The organism is Cnuella takakiae (genome assembly GCF_001953305.1).
GTDB classification, from domain to species: domain Bacteria; phylum Bacteroidota; class Bacteroidia; order Chitinophagales; family Chitinophagaceae; genus Flavisolibacter; species Flavisolibacter takakiae.
On sequence record NZ_MTFE01000010.1, the window covers coordinates 1,833,959 to 1,846,539 of the forward strand.

Sequence of the window (12,581 nt, forward strand, 5' to 3'; positions counted from 1 at the left end):
GTACCATGAAACTGTTACCCATAGGAACCGTGCTGCTGGCCGCCACTTTGCTGGGCACAGCCTGTACCAAGAACTTCGAAGAACGCAATACGGATCCCAACCGCCCAAAGGAAATCACACCTGGTGTTATGTTGGGTCAATTGCAGTACCGCATCGTCAACAGCAGCATCAGCGCTGCACGCAATTTTACCCACGAACTAATGCAGGTAGATGCGCCCCGCGCCAGCACCAGCGGTGCTGGCCTGCACCGCTATGTTGTGGAGCCTGGCGCCGGTGTATGGACCTCCTTTTACAACCTGCTTACTGATATAGAGGAGATCAATACCATTGCAAAAGAACTTAACGAGCCTAACTACCGCGCCATTGCACTGATATACAAAGCATGGGCGTATTCTATTCTGACCGATTTGCATGGGGACATACCTTTTTCAGATGCGATCAAGGCAAGTGAAGGCGTGTTGCAGCCAAAGTTCGATAGCCAAAAGGATATCTATATGCAACTGCTGCAAGGCCTGGACACGGCCAATGCCATTATGACAACCAATAAAGCGCTTACCTATGGCGGCGACCAGGTGTATAATGCCAATGCAATAATTGGCGGCGTAAATACCGGTATGGTAAAATGGAAAAGATTCTGCAATTCTCTAAAGCTGCGGCTGCTGCTGCGCACCTCCAAACGGGATGGTGAACTGAACGTGCGGGAACAGATCAACCAGATACTGGCTAACCCAACTGCTTATCCTCTTTTTGCAGCTAATAGCGATGAGGCGATTTTCCGTTATCCGGGTACTTTTCCTTATTTCAATCCTTATTTCAATGCCCGCCAGGTGGATTGGCGGGATGGCAACTACTTCACCCAGTTTTTTCTCAACAACCTGAATAGCTGGAACGATCCGCGGCGTGGAGTATGGGCAACAACGATCAACGTAGGGGGCGTGCCCACTTACCGTGGCATTGAGAGCGGTTATGCCACCAGCCGGGAATATACCGTGGGCAGCAATAGCAGTTACAACGATGCACTGAAAACCCTTCCTCAACTCGGCGTGATGATGACCTATGCCGAGGTGGAATTCATGAAAGCCGAACTGGCACTTAAAGGCTACCCTACGGGTGCAACGCCGAGGCAACACTACGAGGCTGCTATTGCTGCATCCATGTTGCAGTGGGGAGTAGCCATGCCGGCAACGTACCTGGAACAGCCCGGAGTTGCCTACGATGCAACTGCATCGGCCGAGGCGCAGCTGGAGCAAATCATGCTGCAGAAGTATTATGCTTATTTCTTTGTTGATTTCCAGGCATGGTTCGAGAAACGCCGCACCGGCTATCCGATCCTGCCTCGTGGTTCCGGCATCCCGGTAGAAAATAAATTTCCCAACCGCATCCCCTATCCATCTTATCTGCAATCGCTAAACGCTGCTAACCTGGCAGCAGCCGTTTCTGCCATCGGTGGTGATAGGAGCGATGTAAAAGTTTGGTGGGCTCAATAAGCAACCCTCATGTTTGTAACAAGATTTTTTCGTTTGCTGCCCTTAGTAGTCCTGGTGGCAGTTGTGATGCCCGCCGCTGTGCTGTCGGCACAGGATTCAATAATTGCAATGCCGTCCCGCGGTCTTTGTGCCCATAGGGGTGCTATGGAGACCCACCCCGAAAATACATTGCCTTCCCTGCAGGAGGCCATTGTGTTGGGTGCGCAGATGATTAAATTCGATGTGCAGCTTACCCGCGATAGCGTGCTGGTACTGATGCACGATAAATCGGTTGATCGTACAACCAATGGCAAAGGCAATGTTGCCGACCTGGTTTTCTCCGATATCCGGAAGCTGGATGCAGGCATTCGCAAGCACAGCCGTTTCGCGGGAACAAGGGTGCCCAGCTTTGCCGAAGCGCTTGCTATTATGCCCCGCAACGTTTGGCTTAACTGCCACCTGAAGGGTGGTGCCGGTGTCGGTGCAGCTGCGGCGCTGATGCTGCAGCAAAGCGGCCGGATGCACCAGGCTTTTATAACCTGTAGCGAAGAAGCTGCCCTAGGTGCCCGCAAAGCCGTTCCGGGTATTATGATTTGCAACGGTGAGAACCGCTACCGCACGGACGGTCCGGCTTATACCGCCGCAACCATTGCCATGAAGGCTCAGTTCATTCAGTTTCTGCCCCCACAGAAAGCAGAGGACAGGCCTGCGCTGATCCGGTCTTTGAAGCAGGCGGGCATTCATATCAATTACTACCATGCACTTGCACCAGGGGAATTAGCTGCCTTGTTCGACAGTGGTGTCGAGTTTGTGCTGGTGAACGACCTTGCGCGTTTTCAGGAAGCTGCACGGCAAAAGGGTATTATACCAGTCCGCCCACAATTTTAACCCCTTGTGTTTGTACAGAAAACCATGCAGGGCACTGCAATACCAATAGAGAAGGACGCACCGCATTGCATGTCTTCTTCTAAATTTTTACAAGGATCATCCAATTCTTTCAGCACTATGTTTAGCAAAAAGATTGTTCCGCTTATCATTGCCTCTGCTTTGACCCTTACCACCGCCGCCCAGCAACGCGAGCAGCGTACGTTTATTATTTTTTTTGATGGGCTGCGCCCGGATTATATTACACCCCAAGTGATGCCGAACCTGCATGCCTTTCGCAAGCAGGGTGTTTATGGCAAAGCACACCATAGTGTTTTTCCAACTGTTACCCGGGTCAATTCGGCTTCCTATGCCACTGGGTCTTATCCCAAACATCATGGACTGTTGGGTAATACCGTATACTTTCCACAGGTAGAGAAAACCAAAGGGTTGAATACCGGCGAGGCATCCGATCTGATGCGGATTGATTCGGCAACGAATGGTGGCCTGCTTACTGCAGTTTCGCTGGGCGAGGTGCTGGCCGCTGAGGGAAAGAAGCTAATGGTATTCAGTTCCGGTTCTTCGGGTCAGGCGCTTTTGCAAAACCATAAGGTAAACAACGGTACGGTGATCAACCCCGAGCTGATTTTGCCTGTACAGATCAGGGACAAAGTAGTATCGGAAATAGGCACACCTCCGGCATATGCCAAGCCCAATACAGCGAGGCATAAATGGATGGTAGATGCATTCCTGAAGTATGGTATGGGTGCCGATGCTCCGCTGGTTAGTGCGCTTTGGTTCTCCGACCCTGATGCAACGGCACATGCTTATGGCATTGGTGCGCCGCAAACAATGGAAGCATTGCGGGTTGTTGATCAGGAATTTGGTCGCGTGTTGGAAGGTTTGGGGAATTACCAGGCGTTCAATATCCTTATCTCTACAGATCATGGTTTTGTAACGTATGTTGGAAAGGAAGGCATAGCCGATCTGCTGATCCAGTCAGGCATGAAAAAAAGTAAGGAATCGGAAGATGTAGTGATTGCCGAAGGAGCTATTTATGTACGCAACCATGATAAGGATACCATACAAAAGATTGTTTCGCTGTTGCAGCAACAGGATTGGATCGGGCCGGTATTTACCCGTGCGACTAAACCCGGAAGCATGCAGGGCCAGATAGCCGGTACGCTTTCTTTTGATGCCATACACTGGCAGCATCCGGAGCGGGCTGCTGACATATTGGTGGACGAAGCATGGAATGACGCTGCAAACAGTTTCGGATATAAGGGAAGCGGCTTTTCAAAAGGAGTAGCGGGGCATGGCGGCACCAGTCCCTTTGAAATTACGATACCGCTCATTCTTTCCGGGCCAGGCTTCCGTAAGGCAACGGAGAGTGATCTGCCGACGTCGAATGTTGATATTGTACCTACAGTGCTTAGCCTGCATGGCATTGCTGTACCCCAGAGTATGGACGGGCGGGTGCTCAATGAATTGATGGTGCTGCCAGGCAAAACGAAACCAGGTGTGGTCAAAAAAGAAACCCTCACCAGCAAAGTACAACAGCCATGGGGTACTTATGAGCTGCACCTGGAGCTTTCGGTGCTGGGGAAATACCGATATATTAATCAAACCAACATAGTGCGCACTAAGGGGGTAGTTAAAAAGTTATGAGGACCCTTAAAACACATATAGGTCGGATTTTAGGTTTTCAAGGTTTAAGCTAAACGGATCACCAGGAACAACCCCCCGTTGACCCATACACAGCTTGTGGCCAAAGAGCAGCAGGAAGCTTGCTGCTCCACCAAAGCAACCTGCCGGGAGCACCTTAATTCCAAGGCCATGTTTTACAACAGGAAAAGCAAGTGCGGCGACATGGAAGCCAGTGATAAAAGCGGCTTAAACAGCTGGAAGAAAATTAAAGCTCAAACGCATGGCTGCATGGCCCTGAACAATGAAATTCTAAGAGAACTGTTCGCAGAAACAGCTAGGCCTGCAAATGAAAAGCAACTAAATGGAGCGGTTGTGAAGGAAACAATAACCCATGTACAAGCTGATTGAAACGATGTCATTTTTACAAGAATAAATCGATAAATTCTTCCAGTCTTTTATCTTTATTCAGGGTTGACCAAATTTTTTTTATACAAAAGATTTTTTGGCTTCCTTTCATAAGACCAATCCAAATATCCTCAAGGTGTTGCAGCAGGTAACAAAATAGAAATTGGTTAACTTTTTCCCGCAAACGAATACCCTGTTGCTGCAGTTCAGTCCCGCACGGAGCTTATTGTCTTTATTGGTTATTTTCCACGCAACAAAGCTCCCATATGAACAAAGCATTCCTTGCCTTCCTCTGCCTGTTGTTTGCTGCTGCGCCAACTTTTGCACAATCCAACCGGGTGATTTCTTTTTTTCCAAAAGGTACCGTGCTGCATGCCAACCTTCCGTACCACAACGATACCCTGCAAAAACACCTGCTGGATATTTACCTGCCGCCTAATGCCAGTGGAAAGCTGCCCCTGGTAATATGGGTGCACGGCGGTGGCTGGTTGAGCAATGATAAGTATGCCGATATGGGGTACATGCAAAAAACCATTGCAGCCATCATCAACAGTGGTTATGCCCTGGCATCCATTGATTACCGCTTCAGTACCCAGGCCAGATTCCCGGCGCAGATACAGGATTGCAACGCAGCCCTTGCCTACCTGTTCAACAATGCGGGCAGGTACCAGCTGGATACGAGCCGCTTTGCCCTGATGGGGTTTTCGGCAGGCGGCCACCTGGCTTCTTTGCTTGGTTTGTCGCACAACAACCGGGTGCCGGCTTTTTACACTTCCGGTGCCCGGCGCATGCCTGCTATCAAGGCTGTTGTTGATTTTTACGGTCCTGCCGACCTGGTGCTCTTTCCCGGGAGCGACAGCCCCCAATCGCCCGAAGGCCTGCTGCTGGGTGCCGCCCCGCTTGCCCGCCCCGACCTGGCAAAAGCGGCCAGCCCGATCAGCTATGTGGATAAGAACGACCCGCCATTCCTGATCATCCATGGGGAGCGCGACGATATGGTTGCGCCCAAGCAATCGCAGCTGCTGCGTTCCTGGCTGCAGGTGAGCGGTGTTCCCAGCGAGTTGATCATTGTAAAGGACGCACCCCACTTCGGTGTTCAGTTTGATGTGGAGGAAGTGCGCGGCAAGGTGATGCAATTCCTCCAGCAGCATCTGAAGTAGCGGGGCTGTTTGGGTGGTGCCCCAGCTTGTAGCTGACTGGAAGCTGTTACAGGAACAGGAAAAACCTAAATCAAAAACCGGCTTTCCGAAGAAACAGTTGGCTTTTGAATTTAGCCTTTTGACTGTTTCCTTGTATGGCATGATCCGCAATACCCGCTAATTAACACCTTGCTGGTGCAACAAGTAGTAGGTTTGCGCCAGATTTGATTTTCTTAATTTAAGGGTATGGGAATTATCCAGCAGCGGCCTGTTTCGGCATTCAATAGTGAGCTTAAATTGAAAGGCTTCAACGTGTTTGCTATTGAAAGCGATAGCGGTGCTACCCGCATGTACAGCCGGAAGGACTTTTACAAGATCTGTTTGACCACAGGCAAGAGCAGGATCCATTATGCCGACCGGAGTTTTGATGCCGAAGGCACGGTTTTGTTTTTTGGCAATCCCCATATTCCCTATTCCTGGGAAACGCTTTCCACCACCTATGTGGGCTACACCTGCCTGTTTTCTGAAGATTTTATCCAGCAGTCGGAACGTTCGCAGACCCTGCTGCAATCGCCCTTCTTTAAATTGGGTGGTACCCCCATCCTCAACATCACGGAGGCGCAGCGCACTTTCCTGAATGCCATTTTTCAAAAGATGATGGAAGAGCAGCAAACCGATTACCCGTATAAGGATGACCTGATCCGCAACTATGTGCACCTGATCATTCATGAGGCCCTGAAGCTGCAACCTTCCGAACAGTTTACCCGCCACAAAAACGCGGCTTCCCGCATCACTTCCGTGTTTTTGGAACTGCTGGAGCGGCAGTTTCCCATCGAAACCAGTGAACGGCCCCTGCAGTTTAAAACCGCGCAGGACTATGCCCGTGCCCTTTCCGTGCATGTCAATTACCTCAACCGTGCGGTACGGGAGGTAACCGGCAAGTCAACCACCGCCCATATCAGCCACCGGGTGGTAACTGAAGCCCGGGCCCTGCTGCAGCATACCGACTGGAACATTGCGGATATTGCCTATGCCCTGGGGTTTGCCTATCCCAGTTATTTCAACAATTATTTCAAAAGAGCAACCGGCATCAATCCAACCGCTTTCCGGCTGGCACAGGTTTGAATTTTATAAGTATTGGTTTGCAAAAGCTTGCTGCAGGTCCGCCATGCGGTCTACCTTCGGGTAACAGTTAATCAGCAGCTTAACCATGAACGACCCCATCCAGGAACAGCAGCGCAAAGACGGTCGTGGCAATCTATTTGAACGTATGCGCCAGGGCGGAATGCTCCCTGCCAACGACCCCCAACTGCCCAAAATGTGGGCTTATGTGGCCCGTGCCATTCGGCTATCTGCTGCACTCAATACGGCAACCACCATTGAGGACATCCGCAACAAACTGGGTGAGATCATCGGCACGGCGGTGGATCCTACCACTACGGTGTTCGTACCTTTTCATACCAATTTCGGCCGCCATATTCAGCTCGGAAAACAGGTATTCATCAACCATGGCTGCAGTTTCCTCGACCTGGGCGGCATTATCATCGAAGACGATGTAATGATCGGGCCTGGGGTGCGCCTTATTTCCGAAAACCACCCGCTTGACCCCACCCAACGAAAATCGTTATTGCTGCAAAAAGTAGTGGTAAAACGCAATGCCTGGATCGGTGCGGGTGCTACCATCCTGCCCGGGGTAACCATTGGGGAAAACGCGGTAGTGGCTGCAGGCGCTGTTGTGTCCAAAGATGTGCCGGCCAATACGGTGGTAGGTGGTGTGCCGGCCAAAGTGCTGAAAACCCTCAGCTCTTGATCTCCGGTTTCATGCATCAGAAAAAATATTCCTGGCCGTATTTCTTAATCAGTAATCCTTTTTACATGCGCATCAATAAAATATGCTTCCCGGCTTTTTTGGCCTTTGCGATGTCCCATGGTTTGCAGAGCCACGGACAGGCTGCTGGAAAAACCAAGGACACACTGCAAACCATTTTTCCGAAAGGACAGTTGGGGCCGGCAGAAAATTTTACCGGCAAGGCCTGGGCACTAAGCCTGGTAGCCGATGACACCACCTACAACACCCTTGTTGGCAATGTCTATTTCGAACCCGGCGCACGAAGCAATTGGCATATTCACCCATCCGGTCAAATGCTGATCATTACCGAAGGGGTGGGCTATCACCAGATAAAAGGACAGCCCAGGCAAACGATCCGGAAAGGGGATGTGGTGCAATGCCCTCCCAATGTGATGCATTGGCATGGTGCCAGCCCGGATACCGCCATGCACCAGCTATACATCTTGCCCAAAACAGAAAGGGGGATTGTGACCTGGTTGCAGAAAGTGACGGATGAAGAGTACAACAACGGTAAATAATCCCTGGGAGGCTTTAAAGGCAATAATTTAAAACAAGTAGGTAAAATATGGAAAATAATATCCTGGGCAAGGTGGTAATAATTACAGGGGCAAGTAGTGGCATGGGGGAAGCAGCTGCGAAGCACTTGTCAGCTCTTGGTGCAACAGTAGTACTGGGTGCGAGAAGAACGGACAGAATTGAAAGGTTAGCAATGGAAATCCAGGACAATGGTGGAAATGCACTTGCCGTTGCTGTGGATGTAACCCAGCGGGAACAGGTGAAAAAACTGGTCGATACTGCTGTTGAAAAGTTTGGAAGTATAGACGTGATCCTTAATAATGCGGGTATCATGCCTTTGTCTACAATGGATAGTCTTCATGTTGATGAGTGGGATAAGATGATAGATGTGAACATTAAAGGAGTGCTCAATGGCATCGCCGCCGTACTTCCTTATATGAAAGAGCAAAAGTCAGGGCAGATTATCAACACATCTTCTGTAGCGGGTCATAAGGTATTCAACGGCTCTGCGGTTTATTCTGCTACCAAATATGCCGTTCGTGCATTAACTGAAGGATTGCGGATGGAAGTGAAACCGTACAATATCCGTACGACAATTGTTTGTCCCGGCGCTGTCAGAACAGAACTGCTTGAACAAATTACAGATGTAAATGTTCGCCAGGCAAATGAAGCATACGTTGGAGCGGTCGGCATTAGTCCGGATAGTTTTGCACGTGTGGTGGCTTTTGCAATCAGCCAGCCGGAGGATGTAGACATCAATGAAATTATCTTCCGTCCAACATCGCAGGAAATGTAATTGGCCTTTCCAAAGCTGGTGCCCAAACCATCCGACGTGCACATATCGTACAATCCATTGCAGCACTTCAAAGCGAATATTCACTATGGCATAGAAAACCAAAAGAGGAAATAATGCTGCCATTGGAAGCATTGGGCATCGGCTTCGTTCCGTTTAGCCCTTTAGGAAAAGGTACCTGCCAGATACCGGCATGCAACAACAAGGTGGAAGCAATTTGTCGAACTTGCTTCCACCAGCACCATCAACCCACATGCAAAACAAGTATCATGAAACATTTTGCCTTGCTACTTTTCTGTGCGTGCTTTCTGGTTGCCAGTTGTGCATCTTGTGAAAAAGGCAATGCTGCACCTGAAACTGGAAACAACCCAAGTGATAGCACAACCCCAACCGGAGTTAACATGCGGATAATAGTTGGAAACAGCAGGTTTACTGCAACACTGTATGATCATGCAGCAGCGGCTGCCTTCAAAGCATTGTTGCCGGTAACAGTCAACATGATTGAACTGAATGGCAATGAAAAGTATGTTGATTTGCCGGCGGGCCTGCCCGCTAAAGCTTCGAATCCAGGAACCATCCAGGCCGGTGATTTGATGCTATATGGTGCTAAGACATTGGTGCTTTTTTATAAGACCTTCTCAACATCGTACAGTTACACAAAGCTGGGGAAGATTGATGATCCGGCCGGGCTCGTTGCTGCTGTTGGCAGCGGGAATGCAACCGTTACCTTTTCAATGGAATAATGCTTTGCAGGTTCCTGCAGCTCATCGAAGGGGATTTCACTTTAATGGGTAGTGCAAGGTCAAAACATAGTACGATTGTTGGTGCGGTAGGTAAAACATGGGTGAAGCATTCTGGATAAAATCGTCAATGCCAAACCTGCCTGGTAATTGACGCAAGTAAAACACAATGAGGAGTGAAGGAAATGGCAAGAATTTTCATCACCGGGTCTGCAGATGGACTGGGCGCATTAGCAGCGAAAGCTTTGATAGAACAGGGACATGAGGTGGTATTGCATGCCCGGAATGCGGAGCGGGGACGGGATGCCATGGCAAGGAACCCGGGTGCCGCAGCTGTTGTTACCGGCGACCTGACCGACACGGCGGCAACCATAGCCCTTGCATCCGAAGTAAACAAGCAGGGTGCATTTGATGTCGTTATTCATAATGCCGGTGTGTACCAGGTATCCGCAAAGGAAATATTCGCCGTCAATACCCTGGCGCCATATATCCTTACCTGCCTGGTACAAAAACCAAAGCGGCTGATCTACCTGAGTTCGGGTATGCATATGCAGGGAAGTGCGAAACTCAACCTGTTTGCAACCGATGTAAACCGCATTACCTATTCAGATTCCAAACTGCATGTGCTGATGCTGTGCAAGGCCGTAGCCCGCAAATGGCCCGATGTGTATGCCAATGCACTGGACCCGGGTTGGGTGCCTACAAAGATGGGCGGCCGCGGCGCTCCCGACGACCTGCAAAAAGGATACGAAACACAGGTGTGGCTGGCAACAAGCGGGGATGCTGCGGCGCAGGTAAGCGGCCGGTATTTTTTTCACCAAAAGGAAAGACCATACAACCGCGAAGCGGATGATGTATTGCTGCAGGATCAGTTGCTGCAACAGTGCGCAGCGCTTACGGGTGTTTCCTTCCCGCAGTAAAACAAAATAAATCCCTGTTTAAAGGGGGTGAAACATCGAACATGGAAATAACAAGAATCGGATCGCAGCCATCAGCAAAAGGACCGGGAGACTGGTTTACCGGGGCCGTAAGGATTGACCCTTTGTTTGCAGCCAATGATGCAAGGAGGGGTGCTGCTGCCAGTGTCACTTTCGAGCCGGGTGCCAGGACCGCCTGGCATACGCATCCGCTTGGACAAACCCTGGTTGTAACGGCTGGTTGCGGTTGGGTGCAAAAAGACGGCGGGCCCGTGGAAGAGATCCATCCTGGTGATGTCGTTTGGTTTGCCCCTAATGAAAAGCACTGGCATGGCGCCACGGCAACCACCGGTATGACCCATATTGCCATACAGGAAAACCTGGACGGGAAAGTGGTAGACTGGATGGAACAGGTTACGGATGAACAATACCAACCGTGAATTTGCAGTTGAGGCAATGTTCTTTCTAAACAAAAGGCCAAATTCAAAAGGGTAGTAGCTGTCGCATTTTTGCCTTTATACTTTTTCCTTTTGCCTTAACAGGGCATGATTATTTATCCTGTTTCCTCTTTCCGCATGCTTCGCTGCTCACCCTTTCCTTCTGTTTGACTGCTAATAAATTTTTATGGCTAAAGACAACGAAATCAACGGACAACCTGAACATAGCCCCGACCAGGGGCGCAGGAGTTTCCTCAAAAACTCTTCCCTTTTATCGGCATTGGCCCTGGCGCCCCCCTATATCGTAAAAGCTGCAGGGGCGGAGTGGGACGAAAAAGCTGCCCGGTTCTTCGAACGGGTGCCGCTGAGCATAGAGGTAAATGGCCGAAGCCGCACCCTGTCCATCGAGCCCCGCACCACCCTGCTCGACCTGCTTCGTGAACAGCTGGCACTCACCGGCACCAAGAAAGGCTGCGACCATGGCCAGTGCGGCGCCTGCACGGTGCACGTGGATGGCAAAAGGGTATTGTCCTGCCTGTCGCTGGCGGTGATGCAGGAAGGCAAAAAAGTAACCACCATCGAAGGGCTTGCCGAAGGCGAAAAGCTGCACCCCCTGCAGGAAGCCTTTATCAAACACGATGGGTTCCAATGCGGCTATTGCACGCCGGGACAGATTATGTCGGGTGTGGCCTGTATCCGCGAAGGGCATGCCGGCTCCGACGACGAGGTGCGTGAGTACATGAGTGGGAATATCTGCCGCTGCGGTGCCTATCCCAACATTGTAAAAGCCATCCGAGATGTACAAAAAGGAGGGCAAAAAGTATGATCAACTTTGACTACATCCGGGTGTCCACGCCCACAGCAGCCGTGGATGCGCTGGCAAAAGATAAAGCTGCCCAGTGGATTGCGGGGGGCACCAACCTCATCGACCTGATGAAGAAGGGCGTGCTGAACCCCCAAAAGCTGGTGGACATCAATAACCTGCCCCTAAAAGAGATCAGGAAGGAAGGCAAGGTGCTGCGCATCGGTGCACTGGCCCTGAACAGTGATGTTTCGGAACATGAACTGGTACTACAATCACAGCCGCTGTTGGCGCAGGCACTTAAGGCGGGCGCCTCCCAACAAATCCGCAACATGGCTACCGTGGGCGGCAATATGATGCAGCGCACCCGCTGTCCTTATTTCTACAACCCCGATATGCCCTGCAACAAGCGGGAGCCCGGAACCGGCTGTGGCGCGCTGAAGGGCTTCAACCGGATGCATGCCATTTTTGGTACTTCCGATAAATGCATCGCGGTACATCCCAGCGATATGTGTATTGCCCTCGTGGCCCTGGACGCTACCGTGCTGGTTGCCGGTCCCAAGGGCGAGCGGCGCATTCCTTTCCAAAATTTCCACCGCCTGCCCGGCGAGCTGCCCCAGCGGGACAATACGCTGGAAAGAGGCGAGCTGATCCTGGGTTTGGAAATCCCCGACAACCCATTTGCCGACCATGTGCATTACCTGAAAGTGCGCGATCGTAGCTCTTACGCCTTTGCGCTGGTATCGGTTGCCGCGGCCCTTGCCCTGAAGGGCAAAACCATCCAGGATGTGCGGCTGGGTATGGGCGGCGTTGCCCACAAGCCCTGGCGATTGGTGGAAGCCGAAAGTTTCCTGAAAGGAAAGCAGGCTACAGAAGCCGTATTCCGGGAAGCGGCAAACCTCGCCATGCGGGGTGCAAAAGGGTATGGACAAAACAATTTTAAACTGAAGCTGGGGCCCAACACCATCGTGGAAGCACTGAAAAAGGCCACCGAAAAAGCATAAGC

General features: G+C 50.9%; 14 protein-coding genes and 1 pseudogene. All 15 read left to right on the forward strand.

Annotated features, from left to right (window positions below; genetic code table 11):
* Positions 1-5: 5 nt before the first annotated feature.
* Positions 6-1,487: a SusD/RagB family nutrient-binding outer membrane lipoprotein gene (locus BUE76_RS08095; RefSeq protein WP_073043852.1), complete on the forward strand. Its 1,482-nt coding sequence runs from the start codon at positions 6-8 to the stop codon at positions 1,485-1,487.
* A gap of 9 nt (positions 1,488-1,496) precedes the next feature.
* A complete protein-coding gene (locus BUE76_RS08100) occupies positions 1,497-2,354 on the forward strand; it encodes a glycerophosphodiester phosphodiesterase (RefSeq protein ID WP_073043854.1) in 858 nt (285 codons plus the stop codon).
* A 117-nt stretch (positions 2,355-2,471) separates the two neighbouring features.
* A complete protein-coding gene (locus BUE76_RS08105; protein ID WP_073043856.1) occupies positions 2,472-3,998 on the forward strand; it encodes an alkaline phosphatase family protein in 1,527 nt (508 codons plus the stop codon).
* A 96-nt stretch (positions 3,999-4,094) separates the two neighbouring features.
* Entirely contained in the window at positions 4,095-4,385 is a 291-nt protein-coding gene (locus BUE76_RS08110) for a hypothetical protein (RefSeq protein WP_143157316.1), read from the forward strand.
* 263 nt (positions 4,386-4,648) lie between these two features.
* Entirely contained in the window at positions 4,649-5,542 is an 894-nt protein-coding gene (locus BUE76_RS08115) for an alpha/beta hydrolase (protein ID WP_073043860.1), read from the forward strand.
* Positions 5,543-5,767: 225 nt separating this feature from the next.
* On the forward strand, positions 5,768-6,646 hold the full coding sequence (locus BUE76_RS08120) for a helix-turn-helix domain-containing protein (RefSeq protein ID WP_073043861.1): 879 nt from the start codon (positions 5,768-5,770) through the stop codon (positions 6,644-6,646).
* An 85-nt stretch (positions 6,647-6,731) separates the two neighbouring features.
* Positions 6,732-7,331: a DapH/DapD/GlmU-related protein gene (locus BUE76_RS08125; protein ID WP_073043863.1), complete on the forward strand. Its 600-nt coding sequence runs from the start codon at positions 6,732-6,734 to the stop codon at positions 7,329-7,331.
* A 65-nt stretch (positions 7,332-7,396) separates the two neighbouring features.
* Positions 7,397-7,888 (forward strand): (R)-mandelonitrile lyase, encoded by a 492-nt coding sequence (locus BUE76_RS08130; RefSeq protein ID WP_083596549.1) that lies wholly within the window; start codon positions 7,397-7,399, stop codon positions 7,886-7,888.
* Positions 7,889-7,935: 47 nt separating this feature from the next.
* Positions 7,936-8,682, forward strand: a complete 747-nt coding sequence (locus tag BUE76_RS08135) for an SDR family oxidoreductase (RefSeq protein ID WP_073043865.1) — start codon at positions 7,936-7,938, stop codon at positions 8,680-8,682.
* Positions 8,682-8,846 (forward strand): annotated as a pseudogene (locus BUE76_RS25285) (aldo/keto reductase); the annotation flags it as partial. The gene BUE76_RS08135 and the pseudogene BUE76_RS25285, both read left to right, overlap by 1 nt.
* Positions 8,847-8,948: 102 nt before the next feature.
* Positions 8,949-9,422, forward strand: coding sequence for a cyclophilin-like fold protein (locus BUE76_RS08145; RefSeq protein ID WP_073044044.1), 474 nt, complete (start codon positions 8,949-8,951; stop codon positions 9,420-9,422).
* A 182-nt stretch (positions 9,423-9,604) separates the two neighbouring features.
* Complete coding sequence (locus BUE76_RS08150; protein WP_073043867.1) at positions 9,605-10,339, forward strand: SDR family NAD(P)-dependent oxidoreductase; 735 nt, start codon at positions 9,605-9,607, stop codon at positions 10,337-10,339.
* 41 nt (positions 10,340-10,380) lie between these two features.
* Positions 10,381-10,776, forward strand: coding sequence for a (R)-mandelonitrile lyase (locus BUE76_RS08155; RefSeq protein ID WP_073043868.1), 396 nt, complete (start codon positions 10,381-10,383; stop codon positions 10,774-10,776).
* A 184-nt stretch (positions 10,777-10,960) separates the two neighbouring features.
* Complete coding sequence (locus tag BUE76_RS08160; RefSeq protein WP_073043870.1) at positions 10,961-11,599, forward strand: (2Fe-2S)-binding protein; 639 nt, start codon at positions 10,961-10,963, stop codon at positions 11,597-11,599.
* The gene (locus BUE76_RS08165) at positions 11,596-12,579 is read left to right on the forward strand and encodes an FAD binding domain-containing protein (protein WP_073043872.1); all 984 of its coding nucleotides are present in this window, start codon (positions 11,596-11,598) and stop codon (positions 12,577-12,579) included. Before BUE76_RS08160 ends, BUE76_RS08165 begins: the two co-directional genes overlap by 4 nt.
* Positions 12,580-12,581: the final 2 nt, after the last annotated feature.